The organism is Pseudomonas sp. W4I3, assembly GCF_030816195.1.
Classification (GTDB): Bacteria; Pseudomonadota; Gammaproteobacteria; order Pseudomonadales; family Pseudomonadaceae; genus Aquipseudomonas.
Genome location: NZ_JAUSXS010000001.1, coordinates 3303973 through 3322490 on the forward strand (window position 1 = coordinate 3303973; position 18518 = coordinate 3322490).

Below are 18518 nucleotides of genomic sequence, written 5' to 3' on the forward strand. Positions count from 1 at the left end.
ATGTTTTGTTGTTATTCATCGCCCGGCTCGACGCCGGGCAAAACTGAGACTAGCATTGCAAAACCTCAGTAGTACCTAAAAAACACCTCAAAAAAACCTCAGGTAAGCCACATGCTTGAACGTGCCAAACACTTTTCCATCAAGCAACTGGCGACCCAGGCCGGCGTCAGCAAGGCCACGGTCGACCGGGTACTGCACCAACGCGGCAGCGTGCATGCGCAAACCACGCGGCGCATCGAACAGGCGCTGGATGAGTTGGAGTCACAGGAGAAGAACGGGCTGGCGGTGGGGCGTACCTTCCATGTCGACGTGATCATGCACACCCCGCAACGGTTCAGCGCCGCGGTGCAGGCGGCAATCACCGCTCAGTTGGCCAGCCTGGCGCCGTTTCGCATCGCGCCGCGTTTTCACCTCTTCGAAGAGATCGAACCGCAGGCCATGCACGATCAATTGCTGCGCTGCCTCAGCACCGGTAGCCAGGGAGTCGTCCTCAAGGCCGCCGATGAGCCCGCGGTGAACCAGGCAGTCAAGCAACTGATTGCAGAGGGGATTCCGGTGGTGACGCTGGTCACGGACCTGCCGCAAAGCGAGCGCATTGGCTATGTCGGCATGGACAACCGCACCGCCGGCCAGACCGCCGCGTACCTGATGTCGCGCTGGCTGTCGGCGCAGCCCCAGGAAGTGGCGGTGGTCATCGGCAGCCAATTGTTCCGTGGCGAGGAAGAACGCGAGATGGGTTTTCGCGCTTGGCTGCGCGGGCGTGCCGCGCATTTGCGGGTGCTCGATATCAGCGGCGGCTATGGCGTGTATGACCGCACCTTCGAGCGCGTCACCCTTGCCCTGAAACAGCATCCCGAGCTCAGGGCGGTTTACAGCGTCGGCGGTGGCAACCGCGCGATTGTCGACGCGTTCGCCGCGCTCGGCCGCCCACTGGACGTGTTCATCGGCCACGACCTGGACCAGGAGAACCGCCAATTGCTGCTGGAGGAAAAAGTCGCCGCAATCATCGATCACAACCTGCAGATCGATGCGCGCCATGTATTCCTGCACATCCTGCAATACCACCGGCTCTGGAAGGCCGGGCCGATTGCGCCGTCACAGGTGCAGATCGTGACACCGTTCAACCTGCCGGACTAAGTACTCCCACAACAACACCAGGAGTTCGACCATGTTACGTATCGCTGTTTTAGGTGCCGGGCGCATCGCCAAGATCCACGCGGCCAATGTCGCCGCCCATCCCAACGCCACGCTGGTGCTGGTGGCCGATCCCTGGCGCGATGGCGTCGATGCGCTCAGCACGCAACTGGGTTGCGAGGCGGCGTACGACAGCGCTGCCGTACTGACTCGCACAGACATCGATGCCGTAGTGATTGGCACACCCACCGATACCCATATCGACCTGCTGCTGGCGGCGGTCGCCGAAGGCAAGGCGGTGCTCTGCGAAAAACCCATCGACCTGGATATCGCCAAAGCCCGCAGCGCCGCCGAAACGGTTGAGCGCCAGGGCGGCAAGGTCATGCTCGGTTTCAATCGACGCTTCGACCCCGACATGCTGCGCCTGCGCGAGGCGCTGGATGACGGACGGATAGGCGCGGTGCGCCAGGTGATCATCACCAGCCGCGACCCAGGCCTGGCGCCCCGTGACTACCTCAAGCATTCCGGCGGCATTCTACGCGACATGACCATCCACGACTTTGACACCGCCCGGCATTTGCTCGGCGAGGAACCGGTGCAGGTCAGCGCCTTCGCCAGCCGCCTGGTGGACCCCAGCCTGGAGCAGATCGACGACTATGACAGCGTGATGGTGTTGCTGCGCACCGCTTCGGGCAAGCAATGCCACATCAACTGTTGCCGTGAGGCGGTGTACGGCTATGACCAACGCGTGGAGGTCTCAGGTGCCAATGGCGTGTTGCTCACCGACAATCACCGCTCAAGCACCCTTCGCCACTGGAACGCCGAACACACCGAGGCGCTGGAGCCCCTGCAACACTTTTTTCTGGAGCGCTACGCGGATGCCTATTGCAATGAACTGACGCAGTTTATCGATGCGCTGAACAACGGCAGTGCATTGCCTACCAGCATGCGTGATGGGCTGTATGCATTACATTTGGCGGATTGTGCATTGGAGTCCGTGAAGACGGGGAGGAGTGTGGCGGTCGATTACGACTTTTAACAGGCAGCGCGGTTGGGGGCGGGTTGGCCCGCCCCTATCGATCAGACGCCTTTGGTCGATGGCAGGAATATCGTCAGGATGCCCGCCAACGGTAGGAACGAGCAGATCTTGTAGACGTATTCGATGCCGTGGTTATCCGCGAGCAGGCCCAGCAATGCCGCACCGATCCCGCTGAAACCGAACATCAGGCCGAAGAATATCCCGGCGATCATGCCTACATTGCCCGGCACCAGTTCCTGGGCGAATACCACGATGGCCGAAAACGCCGAGGCGATGATGAAACCGATGACCACGCTGAGCACGGCGGTCCAGAACAGGTCGACGTAGGGCAGGGCGAGGGTGAACGGTGCGGCGCCGAGAATCGAGAACCAGATGACTTTCTTGCGGCCGATCCGGTCGCCGATCGGCCCGCCGGCAAAGGTGCCCACAGCCACTGCGCCGAGGAACAGGAACAGGTACATCTGGGAGCTGGCGACCGACAGCTGGAATTTTTCGATCAGGTAGAACGTGAAGTAGCTGGTCAGGCTGGTCATGTACCAGTATTTGGAGAACACCAGCAGCGCCAGCACCACCAGGGCGAAGGTTACGCGGCCCTTGGACAGACCGTGAGTCGGCTTGCTGCCTTGCTTGAGCTTGAACAGGTTGAGGTGGTGGCGGTACCAGCGGCTCAAGCCATACAGCACCAGGATTGCGAACACCGCAAACAGGCCGAACCAGGCGATGTGGCTTTGGCCGTAGGGGATGATGATCGCTGCCGCCAGCAACGGGCCGAACGCACTGCCGGTGTTGCCGCCGACCTGGAACGTCGACTGCGCCAGGCCGTAGCGCCCGCCCGAGGCCAGGCGTGCCACGCGGGAGGTTTCCGGGTGAAACGTCGACGAGCCGACACCGACCAGCCCCGCCGCCAGCAGGATCGCCGGGAAGCTGCCGACGAACGCCAGCATCAGGATGCCGACCAAGGTGCAGACCATGCCTGCGGGCAATAGCCAGGGTTTGGGATGACGGTCGGTGTGGTAACCGATCCAGGGTTGCAGCAGCGATGCGGTGAGTTGGAAGGTCAGGGTGATCAGGCCGACCTGGGTAAACGTCAGGCCATAGTTGGCCTTGAGCATCGGGTAGATCGACGGCAGCACGGCCTGGATCAAGTCGTTGATCATGTGCGCCAGGGCGCAGGCGCCAAGCACACGCATGACCAACGGGCTTATCTGGGGTGCAGTGGTTGCAGCGGCGGGTGTCGCGGTGAGGGTCGACATGCAGGCATTCCATACAAGGCAGCAAACAGGGCCAGACACTACGTGAACTGCCAGCCCATTTCTAATTGTTTCAGGGGCTATCCTAGCCTGATCCTGGATCAACTGACCATCCTGCCGGTGCCGCTGTTATCAAAGGCGCAGTCCGCCACCTGCCTATCAACCCCATCCGTTCAAGTAGCGCTGCTGGTCACGCGAGCAGGCCGGGGGCGGCGTGACGCCAGGTACGCCAGCAAGGTGGCGACCCCCAGCAGTGCCGCGCTCAGCTCGAACGTCGCCTGGTAACCGTGCAGATCGAAAGCCATGCCACCGACCGTGGCGCCTGCGGCAATCGCCAGTTGGATGATGGCGACCATCAACCCACCGCCGGCCTCGGCGTCGTCCGGCAAGGTGCGCGACAACCACGTCCACCAGCCCACCGGTGCGGCGGTGGCCACCAGGCCCCAACTGCCCAGCAACACGCTGGTCATGATGGTCGAACCGCCGAACTGCACCAGCGCCAGCGCGATGCCCGCCATGATCACCGGGATGGCGATCAGCGTCGGGTACAGGGTGTGCTTGAGGAAGCGTTCAATCAGGAAGGTACCCGCCAGGCCTGCCAGGCCAAGCACCAGCAGCATCAACGACAGCGTGGTGACGTCGACCTGGGTGACGCTTTCCAGGAATGGCCGCAGGTAGGTGAACAGCATGAACTGGCCCATGAAAAACACGCTCACGGCCACCATCCCCAGGGCCACCGCCGGGTTTTTCATCAAGCGCAGCACGTTGGCGGATTTGGTCTCGGTCGGGTTTTTCAGGGCGGGAAGGCTCACCAGCAGCCACACCAGTGCAATCACGGCCACCGGCACCACGCAGAAAAACGCCCCGCGCCAGCCGATGATCCCGCCGAGAAAGCTGCCCAGCGGCGCCGCAATCACCGTCGCCAGGGCGTTGCCGCCATTGACGATGGCCAAGGCACGCGGCACCTGACCCTGCGGCACCAGGCGCATCGCGGTGGCCGCCGACAACGACCAGAAACCGCCAATCGCAACGCCGATCAACGCACGCCCGAGCATGAACACCAGGTAGTTCGGCGCGAACGCCACCACGCTGCCCGAGACGATCATCAGCAGCGTCAGTGCCATCAACAGGCGTTTGCGGTCCACCCGCGCCGCAACCGAGGCGATCACCAGGCTGGTGAGCAGGGCAAACACCCCGGACACCGAAATGCCTTGCCCGGCCTGGCCTTCAGTGATGTGCAGGTCGGCGGCCAGCGGTGTCAGCAGGCTGACCGGCATGAACTCGGAGGCAACCAGGGCGAAGGCGGCCAGTGACATGGCCAGCACGGCGCCCCAGTGTTGGGTTTGAGCAGTCTTGGACATTACTTCAAATGGCTCTGGAAGAAGGTGGTGAGCTTGGCGAACGGGATCAGGCCGACCCGGTCGTAGAGATCGACGTGCCCTGCGTTCGGGATGATCAGCAATTCCTTGGGCTCGGCCGCGCGCTGGTAGGCGTCTTCGCTGAACTCACGGGAGTGTGCGTCAGACCCGGCAATCAGCAGCAGTGGACGCGGGGAAATCGTCTCGATGTCGTTGAAGGGGTAGAAGTTCATGAACTTCACGTTGCTGGTCAGCGTCGGCCGGGTGGTGGTCAGCTTGGATGCGCCCGCCGGGGTGACTTCGCCACGCGGGGTGCGGTAGAAGTCGTAGAACTCATCGCCCACGGCGTTGCCGGTGAGGGTCTGTGGCGTGCCACCGGTGTAGACGGTGTCGCCGCCCTGGAACTCGACATAGCGTTGATTGGCCGCTTCGCGCAGGATCTGCTGGCGCTGCTGCAGGGTCACGCCGTGCTTGAGGCCATTGCGGTTGGCTGCGCCCATGTCATACATGCTGACGGTGGCGATGGCCTTGATGCGCGGATCGATCTTCGCCGCGCTGATCACGAAGCTGCCGCTGCCACACACACCGATGGCGCCGATGCGTTCACGGTCGACCAGCGGGCGGGTGCCGAGGAAGTCCACGGCGGCGCTGAAATCTTCGGTGTACAGGTCGGGGAGTACCGCGTTGCGCGGCGTGCCAGCGCTTTCGCCCCAGAACGACAGGTCCAGGGACAGCGTGACAAAGCCCTGTTCGGCCATTTTAGTCGCGTAGAGGTTGGCGCTTTGCTGGCGCACGGCGCCCATCGGGTGACCGACGACGATGGCGGCTTTTTTCGAACCGGCGGCGAGGTTTTTCGGCATGAACAGCGTGCCCGCAACCTGCATGCCGTATTGATTGTTGAAGGTGACGTTCTCGGCCGTCACCTTGTCGCTTTTGTAGAAGTTATCGGCACCGTTGGACATATCGGCTCCTAATGAGGAAAGGGAGGTCACCAGCAAACCCAGGGCGAGCAAGAGGCGTTTCATAGGAATGTTCCTTGTGAAGTGTCCGGGCATTTTCCCCATGGCAGCAGTGCTTCTGTAGTGCATTTGAGTGGATTACTTGCCTGATCCTCTGAGTTTCAGGGTCTGACGAAGACGCAAGGAACAGGCGCAGGTAAAGTCCGCTCAAGAACAGTTAAGTGAAAAATTGAAAGGGGCCGCCATGTCGACCAATCAATCCGCGCTGGACGCGCTGACCCACTGCATCGGTGCTCGCGTCCCGTCGCCCGGTGACTTCCCGATGCCGATTCCCGGCCTCGGGTTCTATCGGCGCGAACAGCCGGCCGCACCGGTGGTGTGCATGGTCGAGCCGAGCATCGTACTGGTGGTGCAGGGCGAGAAGCAGTTGTGGGTCGGCGGCGAGGGCTATACCTACGACACGTCGCGATTCCTGGTGACGTCGCTGGATATCCCGGCCAACTCCGAAGTGCTGGTCGCCAGCCCAGAGCAGCCGTGCCTGGGGCTGATGTTCAAGCTCGACCTGCGCATGCTCGCCGAGCTGATCGCCCAGGGCGACCTGCCGCCTACCCGTGAGCGCGCCATGATGAAGGGGGTGGGCATCGGCACGGTCACCGACGGCATGCTGACGGCGTTCGCCCGGCTGGTGGCGCTGCTCGATGAGCCTGAAGCGATACCGGTGCTGGCGCCGTTGATCCAGCGCGAGATTCACTACCGCTTGTTGAAGAGTGACCAGGCCGGCCGGCTGCGCCAGATCTGTTCGGTGGACGGGCAGGGCTATCGGATCGCCAAGGCCATCGATTGGCTGAAATTGAATTTCGATACGGCCCTGCGCGTGGAAGAACTGGCCGCGCGCGTGCAAATGAGTGCGGCAACCTTTCACCATCACTTTCGGCAGCTCACCTCGATGAGCCCGTTGCAGTATCAGAAATGGTTGCGCTTGAACGAGGCGCGACGCTTGATGTTGAACGAGCACCAGGACGTGTCCAGTGCTGCGTTCAAGGTCGGCTATGAAAGCCCGTCGCAGTTTAGCCGTGAGTACAGCCGGCTGTTTGGCGTGCCACCCAAGCGCGACATGGCCGCGCTGCGGGGCAAGGCGTAATGCCAAGGCTTTTGCAGGAGCGAGCTTGCTCGCGAAGAACTCAGCCCTCCCGCTTTTATTCAGAACGAACGAGTTGCCTGGACGTTTTTCGCGAGCAAGCTCGCTCCTACATGATTGGGCGGGTGTCAGTGGTCTGCCGGGGCCAGGTTAGCGTAGAAGATGCAGCCGATCAGCCGCGCGAACAGGCTCAGGGTTTCTGGCAGGTTGGGGTCGTCGAACAGCGTGGCACGCGAATCCAGCGCGCACAGCGCACCGAACAGGCGCCCGTCGGGCAGGAAGATCGGCGCGCCGGCATAGCTCTCGATCGCGTATTGCTTGACCACCGGGCGTGAGGCAAAGCGGCCGTCATGGCTGATCTGCGGCACGAACAAGGCTTGAGGGTCGACGCAGAACTCACTGCACAACGTGGTTTCCAGGTCGAGTACATCGTCGACGTGGATGCCCATTTGCATGGGGTCGTAGGCGGAGCAGACCACCCATTCCAGGTCGGTGAATTTGGCGATGCCGGCAAAACGCATTCCGGTCAGGCGGGTGACCAGTTTAAGGATGTTGGTGGTAGCTTCGATTTCTGCGATGGCGGCGCGCTCGTCGGCGCTCAGTAGCGATTGGGCAGGGGTGACGCTTGAATCCATGTGAGCACTCCAATGCGTGGTCGCGGGCAGCGACCACGCACAGTCAGGTGTTAATTAATCCGCGGGTGCTGCTGCACCAGGTTCTCCCGCTTGGCCTGGAGCGCGGCAATTTCGGCATCGATGTCTTCAATCTTCTGCTCGATATTGTCGTGGTGCTCCTGCAACAGTTCCTTGGCTTCCTCCATGTCGGAAGCTGCCGGGGCCGCGCCGCGCAAGGGTTTATTCGCGGTTTCCTTCATCGTCAGGCCAGTGACCAGGCCAACCACAGCGAACACCATCAGGTAATAAGCGGGCATGTACAGGTCGTTGGTGCTTTCCACCAGCCAGGCCACTGCGGTTGGCGTAATACCGGCGATCAATACCGACACATTGAACGCGCTGGCCAATGCACTGTAGCGCAGATGGGTAGGAAACATAGCCGGCAGCGTAGAGGCCATCACGCCGATAAAGAAGTTCAGCACGATGGCCAGGATCAGCAGCCCGCTGAAGATCAGGCCGGTTTTGCCGCTGGTGATCAGCATGAACGCGGGGATGGACAGGCACAGCAGGCCGATGCTGCCGGCGATGATGAAGGGCTTGCGGCCGATCTTGTCGCTGACAAAACCGATGAACGGCTGCACGAACAGCATGCCGACCATGATCGCGATGATGATCAGCACACCGCTGTTTTCGGCGTAGTGCAGGTTGTGCGACAGGTAGCTCGGCATGTACGTGAGCAGCATGTAGTAGGTCACGTTGGTGGCCGCGACGATACCAATGCAGGTCAGCAAGCTGCGCCAGTGCTTGGTGGCGATCTCTTTGAATGACACCTTGGGGCCATGGCTGAGGCCTTCGCGGTCACCCTGTTCGAGCTTGTCGACGTGTTGCTGGAATGCCGGGGTCTCTTCCAGCGCATGGCGCAGGTACAGCCCGATCATACCCAACGGCAGTGCCAGGAAGAACGGCAGGCGCCAGCCCCAGGCTTCGAAGTCTGCCTCGCCGAGCACGGTGGAAATCAGCACCACCACGCCGGCACCGAGTACGAAGCCGGCAATCGAGCCGAAGTCCAGCCAACTGCCGAGGAACCCGCGCTTGCGGTCCGGGGCATATTCGGCGACGAAAATCGACGCGCCGGTGTACTCGCCGCCCACCGAGAAACCCTGCGCCATTTTGCACAACAGCAACAGGATCGGCGCCCAGATGCCAATGGACGCATAGCCGGGAATCAGGCCGATGGCGAAGGTGCTCAGTGACATGATCACGATGGTGGCGGCCAGGACTTTCTGCCGCCCGTACTTGTCACCCAGGGCACCGAAGAACAGGCCACCCAGTGGTCGAATCAGGAAGGGTACGGAGAAGGTGGCCAGTGCAGCGATCATTTGTACGCTGGGGGACGCGTCGGGGAAAAACACCTTGCCCAGCACATAAGCGACGAACCCATAGACGCCAAAGTCGAACCATTCCATGGCATTGCCCAATGCGGCGGCGGTGATCGCCTTGCGCATCTTGTTGTCGTCGACAATGGTGATGTCGTTCAAACCAATCGGTTTGACGCGTTTCTTACGTAATTTCATGCGGGCCACTCTAGAAGCTGAACGGGGAGGTGCCATCGCCGCGATGGCACCACTCTGTCACTTCAGATACAAGTGGACACGAAATAATTCACCCACTGGGCTATTTTTTCTCGAATTAGCCAAAATGTCCTTATGCGTTCTATCGCAGCAGAGCGCGCATCCGAGAGGCAACAAAAATTCAAATGTGGGAGGGGGCTTGCCCCCGATAGCGGTGTACCAGTCAGCCTATTTGAAGCTGACCCACCGCCATCGGGGGCAATCCCCCTCCCACATTGTCCAGCTGTGTGCCAGCAGAGGCGGGGACTTACTGGTTAGACTTATGCCGCCAATAGGGAGGTCATCTGATGCCAAACAACCACTCACGCCTCATCTACCGCGAACCACAGCCTGCTGACGTCGGGCGATTATTCGCGATCTTCGGCGACCCGCAGACCAACCTGTTCAATCCTTCCGGCCCCATGGTCAGTATTGATCACGCGCAGCGCCTGCTGAGTCGCTGGCTCGATCAATGGTCTGCCCTGGGCTATGGCTGGTGGGCGATTGCGCGGCGTGAGGCGCCCGAGCACATCATCGGTTTTGGCGGCATTGCACCGCTCAACTACCTGACAGTGCCGCGCATCAACCTCGGTTATCGCTTCGCGGTCGAGGCCTGGGGGCAGGGCTATGCCACTGAGGTGGGGCGCGACGCCTTGGTGCTGGCGTTTGAAACACTGGGCTTGCCGGAGGTTTTCGGGCTGGTTCGACCGGACCATGCCGCCTCGATCCGCGTACTGGAGAAGATCGGCATGCAGCCATTCGGCGTGCTGGACGATGTGCCAGGGAAAGCACCAAGCCTGGTGATGCGCATTGGTCATCCTACAACTACTGATTTCTGACATTTTCTACACCTTCGCAAATCCTCGCTGACAGCAATCTTTCAGATTGACACTGTTCAAACACCCCGATATAAAAGCCACAGTTGTACGACGACATATGACGTTACATATGTCCCTACCTAACAAAAATAAAAAGTGATGCCATGAATCTGAACGAGCCCATCAGTGCCCATCGTGTTGGCCAGGCGGTCGGCAGCTATCGCTGGACGATCTGCGCGATGCTGTTTTTCGCCACCACCGTCAACTACCTCGACCGCCAGGTGCTCAGCCTGCTGGCGCCGCAACTCTCCACGCAATTTGGCTGGAGCAACACCGATTACGCCAACATCGCGGCGGTATTCCAGTTTGTCTACGCGATTTCCATGCTGTTTGCCGGGCGGTTCGTCGACAAGATCGGCACCAAGGCCGCCTATGTAGTGGCCATCGGCATCTGGTCCACCGGCGCGATCATGCACGCGTTCTCGGTGCAGATGGGCGAGGGCATTGCGGCGGTCAGCAGTGCCATCGGCCTGGCGGTGATTCCGGTGTCGATTGCCGGCTTCATGTTGTCGCGGGCAGTCCTGGCGATTGGCGAGGCGGGCAACTTTCCCATCGCGATCAAGGCCACGGCCGAGTACTTCCCCAAGAAAGAGCGCTCCTTCGCCACCGGTATCTTCAACTCGGGCGCCAACGTGGGCGCGATCCTGGCGCCCATCTGTGTGCCATTGATCGCCGGCATGTGGGGCTGGGAAGCAGCCTTCATGGTCATCGGCATGCTGGGTTTCCTATGGGTAGCGGTGTGGGCCGCCGTGTACGAAAAACCCGAGCAGCAAAAGCGCCTGTCGGCCGAAGAACTGGCCTACATTCGCAGTGACCAGACGGTTCAGCCCTTTACGCCAACCGCTGCGGGCGCCGCCGCGAAAAAAGTCTCGTGGTTCAAGTTGTTGACCTATCGCCAGACCTGGGCGTTTGCCTTCGGCAAGTTCATGACCGACGGCGTGTGGTGGTTCTTCCTGTTCTGGCTGCCCACCTACTTGTCGGCGCAGTACGGCATGAAGGGCGCCGATATCGTGATGCCGCTGGCGGTGCTGTACAGCATGACGATGGTTGGCAGTATCGGTGGCGGCTGGTTTCCCAGCTACTTCATGGCGCGCGGCGACGCGCCTTATGACGGGCGCATGAAAGCCATGCTGGTGATCGCGCTGTTCCCGCTGGTGGTGTTGCTGGCGCAGCCGTTGGGCTACATCAGCTTCTGGGTACCGGTATTGCTGATCGGCGTGGGCGCGTCGGCGCACCAGGCGTGGTCGTGCAACATTTTCACCACGGTGTCCGACATGTTCCCGCAGAAAACCGTCGCTTCTGTGGTGGGTATCGGCGGCATGGCCGGGGGTTTGGGCGGGGTGGTGATGACCAAGATCGGCGGCTGGGTATTTGACTACTACAAGTCCATCAATGACATCCACACCGGCTACATGATCATGTTCGCGATCTGTGCCGTGGCGTACTTGGTAGCGTGGAGCGTGATGAAGACCCTGGTACCGCGCCACAAGGAAATCACCGATCTCTGAGTGGGTGGGTCGGAGCGGGCAAGCCGCTCCGGCCCTATCGGTCTACTGATTACGCGTGACTCGCCAGACTGTATTGGCCAAGTCATCGGCAATGATCAGCGCGCCTTTGGGGTCCACCGTCACACCGACCGGACGACCACGGGTCTTGCCATCGTCGCCGCGAAAGCCGGTGGCGAAATCCACAGGTTCACCGGCCGGTTTGCCGTTGCTGAACGGCACGAAGATCACCTTGTAGCCCACCGGGTTATCGCGGTTCCAACTGCCGTGTTCGCCAACGAATACGCCGTCGGCGAATTTTTCGCCCATGGCAGGGATCGAGAAATCCACACCGAGTGCCGCAACGTGCGAGCCCAGGCTGTAATCGGGCTTGATCGCGGCGGCCACCTTGGCCGGGTTTTGCGGCTGCGCACGCGGGTCGACGTTCTGGCCCCAGTAGCTGTAAGGCCAGCCGTAGAAGGCGCCTTCGCGCACTGAGCTGAGGTAATCCGGCACCAGGTCCGGGCCCAGTTCATCGCGCTCGTTGACCACTGTCCACAATTGCCCCGTGCCCGGCTGTATGGTCAGCGCGGTGGGGTTGCGCAGGCCGGTGGCGTAAGGCTTGTGCGCGCCGGTCGCTGCGTCGATCTGCCAGACCATCGCTCGGTCGATCTCCACTTCCATGCCGCGCTCGGTGATGTTGCTGTTGGAGCCGATGCCTACATAGAGCTGGCGTCCGTCCTCGCTTACCGCCAAGGACTTGGTCCAGTGGTGATTGATCTGCGCGGGCAGGTCAGTGAGTTTGCTCGGGGCGCCGCTGGCTTTGGTCTGGCCGTCGGCATAGTCGAAGCGCACCAGCGCGTCTTGGTTGGCCACGTAGATTTTGCCGCCGGCGTAAGCCAGGCCATAGGGCGCGTTGAGGTTTTCGGCGAACACGGTCTTCAGTTCATAAGTGCCGTCACCGTCGGCATCGCGCAGCAGGGTGATGCGGTTGCCACTCTTGACCTTGGTGTTGCCCTCGGCCTTGATCAGGCTGGCGATCACGTCCTTGGGCTTGAGCTTGGCCGCACTGCCGCCACGACCTTCAGCGACGAGGATGTCGCCGTTGGGCAGTACCAGGGTTTGGCGCGGGATCGCCAAGTCGGTAGCGATGGCCGTGATGCTGTAGCCCTGCGGCACCTTGGGTTTCTGATCGCCCCAGGCCGCGGGCTCGGCGATCTTCATGCTTGGCAGCAGGCTGCTTTGTTGTTCCGGCAACTTCGGGTCAGGGCCGTGCACTTGAGTCTTGTCGCCTTCGCCGCCACAGGCAGTGAGTAACAACGCTGCGCTCAAAAGGGTCAATGCGGGGGTGGTTTTCATTGGGTGGCTCCCGAACGCAGGTTAGTCAGGCCGATCCACGTGGCCACTACGACCAGCAGCGTGACGATCACCGACAGCACCAGGCCGGTCGGCATCATGGCGTAGGCATCCTTGGCGTGCTGGAAAGCGTTGATCAGCCCCAACACCCAGGCGGCCAGCAACAACAGGAAGTAGGCGGCTGGGCGCCCGGCCTTGCGTTCGGCGCGCACCAGATTGACCAGGGCGAATAACAGGGCAAACCCACTGAACACCAGCGCGCCGGCGATCAGCCAGGAGGCGAAGTTGGCCCATTGAATCTGGTAGGTCTGGCCGTAGGCAATGTCGCTGAGCAGCGCGCCCAGGAACAGCGGCACGCTGCCGGCGAGCAAGGTCGCATGCAGCGGGCCCGGCGTGCGGCGATAGGCGGTGAGGGTAGTCATGAGTGGGGCAGCTCCTTATCGTTCGGCACGCCTGGTTAGACGTGCGATGACTTTGCATAGAGACTTTGCATAGGAAAGGAGCGCGCTGTTTGTGAGAAAGTTCACCCAGGGTTCGTGTCGGGATGTTTTTCGAACCCTTGGCCGCAGGCTTTACCTAAGCCTTTAACCCTTTCCCTGATTGCTTATGACAGGCGTTCTCATGACCCATCCTCGCATCGGCTTTGCATGCCAGTACAAGCATCCCGAGCGGCTGCCGTCCGCCAGCGCCCTGAAGTTGATCGAAGGCCCGTTCAACCCACGCACTACCACACTGCGCTGGATGGACAGCGTCGAGCCGCAGGTGGCGCGGGATAAACTGGTCGAGGTGGTCACCCACAACCTGGCCGCGCAATTGCGCCTGCTGGCGTATGTCGCCGAACTGCCGCCGACCTTGCGCATGCTGCGCCTGAGCAGTGATCTGCTGCCGTTCTACAGCCACCCGAAAGTGGCCGCCGCGTATCAGGACCCAGCCATCGCGCGCCAGTTGCAGGAAGGCTTTGCCGCCATCGGTGAGCTGGCGCGGGCATCGGATATCCGCCTGTCGTTCCATCCCGGCCAGTATTGTGTGCTGGGCTCCGAAAACCCCGGCGTGGTGGAGAACAGCCTGGCGGAATTTGAATACCACGCCGACATGATCCGCATGATGGGCTACGGTCGGCGCTTCCAGGACCTCAAGTGCAACGTGCACATCGCCGGGCGCCTGGGCGTGGAGGGCACGCGGGCGGTGTGGTCGCGCCTGTCCGAAGTGGCGCGTAACTGCATCACCTTTGAGAACGACGAGAAGACCTACGGCCTGGATCACTGCCTGCAAGTCGCCGACCTCGCGCCGGTGGTGCTGGACATTCACCATTGCTGGATCAACGAAGACCACTACATCGACCCCGACTCCCCCCGTGTCGCCCAGGTGATCGACAGCTGGCGCGGCGTCCGGCCCACCATGCATTACTCCCAGCCGCAGGAAAGCCTGCAGGCACTCGGGTTTGACGCCGAACACAAACTGGAGATGGCGGCCTTGTTGCAAGTGGTGTCCAAGCGCGACCTCTATGCCCATAGCGCGCAAATGTGGAACCGCTGGACCAACGACTACGCGCTGCAGTTTCTCGACCGCTTCGACATCATGCTCGAAGCCAAGGACAAGAACCTGGCCGCCCTGGCCTTCTACCGGTATTGGCAGCAACGCGCGGCCTGAAACATGGCATGCTTTACGGCCCGACAAAGGAAGCGTCCCATGGCTACCCTGCACCTGCTCTGCGGCAAGATCGCGTCCGGCAAGTCCACCCTCGCCAGCAGCCTGGCCATTGATCACGCTGCCATCCTCCTCAGCGAAGATTATTGGCTGGCCACGCTGTATCCCGGGCAGATCAAGACCATCGCTGATTACCTGGCCTGCGCCCGGCAGATCCGCGGTGTGGTGGAGCCGCTGGTGATCGATCTGCTGAAGTCGGGCGTCAATGTGGTGCTGGATTTTCCGGCCAACACCCTGGCCAATCGCGAATGGCTGCTTGGCCTGGCGCAGGCCGCCCAGGTAACGCATTGCCTGCATTACCTGGAACTGGACGACGCTGCCTGCCGCGCTCGACTGCACGCACGCAATGCCACTGGCGAACATGACTTCGCCGCCACCGATGCCGAATTCGACCTGATTACCCGCCACTTTTGTGTGCCGAGCGAGGAGGAGGGGTTGGTGATCGAGGTGCATCGACCGTGAGTGCTGAACGACCTATTGGTATTGACGACATGTGGCCGTTGTGATTGGAAAGGAATCAATCAAATGCGCGAGCGCAAGGCAGCACGCCTACTGGTAATAAGCCCCTCGAACGAGGTACTGCTTTTCAGGTTTGTTCACAAGGAAGGCGCTCTGGCCGGGGACAATTACTGGGCTACGCCCGGCGGAGGCGTGGAAGCGGGCGAAACCTTCGAAGCTGCGGCGGTTCGCGAACTGCGCGAGGAAACCGGCCTCACGGTCGACAGCGTTCAGTCTGCTGTCGCCGAGCGCAGCTTCCCGTTGAGGCAACCGAGCGGCGAAATGGTGCTGGCGATTGAACGCTATTTCATCGTGCATGCACCGAACGAGATGGTGTCCCATGCCGAATGGACTGAACAGGAAGCCCAGGTCATGGCTGACCATCGCTGGTGGTCTGCCCAGGCGCTGCGCTCGACCACTGAAACGGTATGGCCGCAAGCGTTGTCCGAAATGCTGGTGGAGGCCGGGGTTTTTCAGCCTGAGTCTTGAGCGATGCGCCTGAACAAGCGCTCACTGTCACACCGGCAACAACCCCGCCTCCTGATAACTCTCCACCAGTTCGTCATACAAACCGATATCCGCCCGGGTGCGAGCAATCAATTGTGCGCCGGCGATTGCGGTGTAAATAGCGCGGGCGCGGCGTTGGCACGTGTCTTCATCGCCCAGCTTGAGCTCGGTCAGCCGTGCGGCCAGCCACGCGACGTTGATATCAGCGAACGCGACGACTTCCTGTTTCACGGGCTCAGGCAGGTCCTGGTATTCCGCCGCCATGAAGCTGGACAGGCACAGCCGGTTGCCGTTTTCGAGGGAGGTTCGAAAAATGCTTGGGTAGCGCCGCAGGCAGTCGTGCGGGTCAGGCGTTTCGCGGTGGATTGCATCGAGCACGTGGGCGGTGTCTTCCCAATAGCGTTTGGCGACTGCCGCGCCGAGGTCGGCCTTGCTCGGGAAGTGGTAATAAATACTCGCGTTCTTGATCCCGACCGTTTCGCCGATGCTGCGAAAGTTGATGCCGCTGTAGCCGAAATGCTGCGCCGCGATTCTGGCGGCTTCCAGAATGGCTTCTCGGGCGTTTTCGCTCATGTGTGAAGTCCTCGGTGGCTAGGTAACTGTGCGGATTCTACACCTAAAAACTTTTACCTGCCAATTGACAGGTAGAGGTTGACAGCCCTGTAAAAGCTTGCAATCTTTGCCTACCACTTGACAGGTAGACGAGAAATCATGACTTCCCAACAAACCCGATCCGACAGCTCCGCTCGCTCCATGATGAAAATTTATGACTGGTATAACGGCCCTTACCCGGCGCGCGTTCGCATCGCCCTGGCAGAAAAGGGTTTACTCGAAAGCACCCAGTTCGAGTCCATCAACCTCTGGGAAGGCAAGCACAAACAGCCTGCGTTTCTAGCCCTGAACTACTCCGGCACCTTGCCTGTGCTGGAGTTGCAGGACGGCACGCTGATTGCCGAATGCACGGCCATCACCCAATACCTGGACAGGCTGGACGGCGACCCGCAGCTCACCGGCAAGACGCCGACCGAGCAAGGCCTGATCCACATGATGACGCGCCGCGCTGAAATCGAATTGATGGATGCGGTCAGCGTTTACTTCCACCACGCCACCCCTGGTTTGGGGCCTCATGTCGAGCTGTACCAGAACGCCGAATGGGGCGAGCGCATGGGTGACAAGGCCGTACGCGGCATGCGCCACTTCGACGCCGTCCTCCAGACTCGGCCCTTTGTGGCAGGCGACGCGTTTTCGATGGCCGACATTGCCGTGCTCGGCGGTCTGATCTTCGCGTCACTGGTCAAGCTGCCCGTGCCCGAGGAATGCCAGGCGCTGCTGGCCTGGCACGCCAGGATGAACGAGCGCGCCAGCGTCAAAACCTGGCACGCGATGGTGCAAGAGGGCGATCGACAAAACTGAAAACCCGCACGCGCGCAGGGCCCGCCCATGGACGGCGGGCCGCTGTGCGTTTTTCATGGTAGCGATTTGTTCGAAGCATCCTGCGTTTGCCTTTACACTGCCGGCCCCTATTTTCAGCAAGGATGCTTTGGATGCGTTCGTTCGTCAGCGCTGTCTGCCTTTCCATCACTTTCACCGCCAGCGCCTGGGGCGAACCGCGCGCGTTTTCGGTGGATGATCCCAGCGGGCACTACCGGGTGGAAGTACTGTTCCCTGATGCGCCGCACGACCTGCAACAACTGGCGCCGGCAGTCATCACCCTGCGCGACAAAACCACCCTCGACCTCCTGCAGCAATTGCAAACCCCTGCTGGCAACGTGCCGCTGGACCAGAACGGCAAGACCAACGTCTATCACTTAACCGGGGAGCACGGCTTGTTGTACTTCGCGGATATGGACGGCGATGGCCGTCAGGACCTGGCGATTCGCAACGGCAGCAGCGAGGATGACGAGAGCCAGTACCACTACGACGTCTACCTGCAGGACCCACAGCAGCCGCGATGGCGGCGCAACGGGCCGTTGTCGGAGCTGGCCAACGAAACCTTCGGCGGCATGTTTTCGGTCTCCGCCAGCGACGGCATTATCCATTCCCAAACCGACAGAGGTTGCTGCTGGACCCGCTCCAGTCGCCTGCAGATGCGCGATGGCCAATTGGTGCGGCTCAGTTCCTACACCCAGGCAGAAGTCCCGCCCACGGGGTACGCTGAAAGTGACACCAGCATGCCCGGCGGTTACATGCTGCGCACCACCGGTGAATGGAAGGACGGCAAGTGGCTGGAGACGCCTCGCCTGGAAGGGCCGGTCAACGAAGACCCGCAGTACCTCGTCGGCACCCTCAAGGGCAAGATCCCGGTGCAGATCTGGTATCAGCAGCAGGGCGAGGTACTGATTGGTGAGCTGCGCTATACCAAAAGCGGCAGTGGCGACTCGATCAAGCTGGTAGGCAATCAGGAGGAGTACGATGGCAAACCGTTTATCTACCTCTACGAGTATGCCAATGACGGCCACAGGACCGGCATCTGGCGCATCACCCGGCAAACCGTCGCGCCTTATGCCTACACCGGCACCTGGGTCAGCGGCAACACGCGCAACACGCCGGAACTGGCCATCGATTTGCGCCAGGAAGACCGCGCTCCGGAATACAAAAAACTCGGCGATGTGCCCCGCGACCAGCGCAGTGGCCACTATCAGATGCGCAACGACTTCCTGGGCCGCGACGGTGACCTGGAACTCAATATCCTGCCCGAGCGCGATGCCCAAGGCCGCGAAATCGCCGAGTTCAGCGTCACCCTCAAGGACGCGGGCACTTCCAACGTCATCATCACTGAGCAGCACCGCGTGCCGATGGAAACCGATAACCTGATCATCGTGCGTGGACCCCTGGCGCCCCAGTCAAACGGGCCGTACCACATACAGCTGGTGAAGAACTTTGCAGTAATCAACCACAACTTCAGGCCGGACGCGCAGGATTACTTCACGGGGATGTACCGCAAGCAGCCTCGCTGACACTGGTGATTGCCCACCTGCCCACTGAA

At 61.2% G+C, this 18518-nt stretch carries 18 protein-coding genes; 10 read left to right on the plus strand and 8 right to left on the minus strand.

All coding sequences use genetic code 11. The features are described from left to right. Nucleotides 1–111 precede the first annotated feature (111 nt). Both QF045_RS15075 and iolG read left to right on the plus strand, forming a co-directional pair. Entirely contained in the window at nucleotides 112–1137 is a 1026-nt protein-coding gene (locus tag QF045_RS15075) for a LacI family DNA-binding transcriptional regulator (RefSeq protein ID WP_306492895.1), read from the plus strand. A gap of 31 nt (nucleotides 1138–1168) precedes the next feature. After that, on the plus strand, nucleotides 1169–2173 hold the full coding sequence (gene iolG / locus QF045_RS15080; RefSeq protein WP_306492896.1) for an inositol 2-dehydrogenase: 1005 nt from the start codon (nucleotides 1169–1171) through the stop codon (nucleotides 2171–2173). A 41-nt stretch (nucleotides 2174–2214) separates the two neighbouring features. Here iolG and QF045_RS15085 read toward each other — a convergent pair whose 3' ends face one another. From QF045_RS15085 to QF045_RS15095, 3 genes are all read right to left on the minus strand, one after another. After that, a complete protein-coding gene (locus QF045_RS15085) occupies nucleotides 2215–3426 on the minus strand; it encodes an MFS transporter (RefSeq protein ID WP_306492897.1) in 1212 nt (403 codons plus the stop codon). A 170-nt stretch (nucleotides 3427–3596) separates the two neighbouring features. Continuing rightward, entirely contained in the window at nucleotides 3597–4784 is a 1188-nt protein-coding gene (locus QF045_RS15090; RefSeq protein WP_306492898.1) for an MFS transporter, read from the minus strand. Continuing rightward, nucleotides 4784–5806 (minus strand): alpha/beta hydrolase, encoded by a 1023-nt coding sequence (locus QF045_RS15095; RefSeq protein WP_306492899.1) that lies wholly within the window; start codon nucleotides 5804–5806, stop codon nucleotides 4784–4786. The genes QF045_RS15090 and QF045_RS15095 overlap by 1 nt, the downstream gene beginning before the upstream one ends. Before the next feature lie 178 nt (nucleotides 5807–5984). Between QF045_RS15095 and QF045_RS15100 the strand changes: the two genes are divergently transcribed. After that, on the plus strand, nucleotides 5985–6881 hold the full coding sequence (locus QF045_RS15100; RefSeq protein ID WP_306492900.1) for an AraC family transcriptional regulator: 897 nt from the start codon (nucleotides 5985–5987) through the stop codon (nucleotides 6879–6881). 125 nt (nucleotides 6882–7006) lie between these two features. On the opposite strand, the gene QF045_RS15105 is transcribed toward QF045_RS15100, so the two are convergent. After that, nucleotides 7007–7513, minus strand: a complete 507-nt coding sequence (locus QF045_RS15105; protein WP_306492901.1) for a GAF domain-containing protein — start codon at nucleotides 7511–7513, stop codon at nucleotides 7007–7009. Between the two features lie 50 nt (nucleotides 7514–7563). Beyond that, a complete protein-coding gene (gene proP, locus QF045_RS15110) occupies nucleotides 7564–9066 on the minus strand; it encodes a glycine betaine/L-proline transporter ProP (RefSeq protein WP_306492902.1) in 1503 nt (500 codons plus the stop codon). A 344-nt stretch (nucleotides 9067–9410) separates the two neighbouring features. Here proP and QF045_RS15115 point away from each other — a divergent pair, with 344 nt between their 5' ends. Continuing rightward, entirely contained in the window at nucleotides 9411–9941 is a 531-nt protein-coding gene (locus QF045_RS15115) for a GNAT family N-acetyltransferase (RefSeq protein WP_306492903.1), read from the plus strand. 143 nt (nucleotides 9942–10084) lie between these two features. Beyond that, entirely contained in the window at nucleotides 10085–11488 is a 1404-nt protein-coding gene (locus QF045_RS15120) for an MFS transporter (protein WP_306492904.1), read from the plus strand. Nucleotides 11489–11530: 42 nt separating this feature from the next. On the opposite strand, the gene QF045_RS15125 is transcribed toward QF045_RS15120, so the two are convergent. Next, entirely contained in the window at nucleotides 11531–12823 is a 1293-nt protein-coding gene (locus QF045_RS15125) for a sorbosone dehydrogenase family protein (RefSeq protein ID WP_306492905.1), read from the minus strand. Continuing rightward, nucleotides 12820–13242, minus strand: coding sequence for a DUF2231 domain-containing protein (locus tag QF045_RS15130; RefSeq protein WP_306492906.1), 423 nt, complete (start codon nucleotides 13240–13242; stop codon nucleotides 12820–12822). The genes QF045_RS15125 and QF045_RS15130 overlap by 4 nt, the downstream gene beginning before the upstream one ends. Before the next feature lie 199 nt (nucleotides 13243–13441). On the opposite strand from QF045_RS15130, the gene uvsE reads away from it, so the two are divergent. The 3 genes from uvsE to QF045_RS15145 all read left to right on the plus strand — a co-directional run bounded on the left by uvsE (nucleotide 13442) and on the right by QF045_RS15145 (nucleotide 15514). Continuing rightward, on the plus strand, nucleotides 13442–14470 hold the full coding sequence (gene uvsE / locus QF045_RS15135) for a UV DNA damage repair endonuclease UvsE (RefSeq protein ID WP_306492907.1): 1029 nt from the start codon (nucleotides 13442–13444) through the stop codon (nucleotides 14468–14470). A gap of 39 nt (nucleotides 14471–14509) precedes the next feature. Then, complete coding sequence (locus tag QF045_RS15140; protein WP_306492908.1) at nucleotides 14510–14989, plus strand: ATP-binding protein; 480 nt, start codon at nucleotides 14510–14512, stop codon at nucleotides 14987–14989. 63 nt (nucleotides 14990–15052) lie between these two features. Then, nucleotides 15053–15514: an NUDIX hydrolase gene (locus QF045_RS15145; RefSeq protein WP_306492909.1), complete on the plus strand. Its 462-nt coding sequence runs from the start codon at nucleotides 15053–15055 to the stop codon at nucleotides 15512–15514. Nucleotides 15515–15541: 27 nt separating this feature from the next. Here the strand turns inward: QF045_RS15145 and QF045_RS15150 are convergent, their stop codons facing one another. Further along, a complete protein-coding gene (locus QF045_RS15150; RefSeq protein ID WP_306492910.1) occupies nucleotides 15542–16105 on the minus strand; it encodes a TetR/AcrR family transcriptional regulator in 564 nt (187 codons plus the stop codon). Between the two features lie 138 nt (nucleotides 16106–16243). Between QF045_RS15150 and QF045_RS15155 the strand changes: the two genes are divergently transcribed. Together QF045_RS15155 and QF045_RS15160 are read left to right on the plus strand one after the other, a co-directional pair. Further along, nucleotides 16244–16945, plus strand: coding sequence for a glutathione S-transferase (locus QF045_RS15155; RefSeq protein ID WP_373424446.1), 702 nt, complete (start codon nucleotides 16244–16246; stop codon nucleotides 16943–16945). Nucleotides 16946–17076: 131 nt separating this feature from the next. Next, nucleotides 17077–18489: a hypothetical protein gene (locus tag QF045_RS15160; protein ID WP_306492911.1), complete on the plus strand. Its 1413-nt coding sequence runs from the start codon at nucleotides 17077–17079 to the stop codon at nucleotides 18487–18489. The last annotated feature ends 29 nt before the right edge of the window (nucleotides 18490–18518 follow it).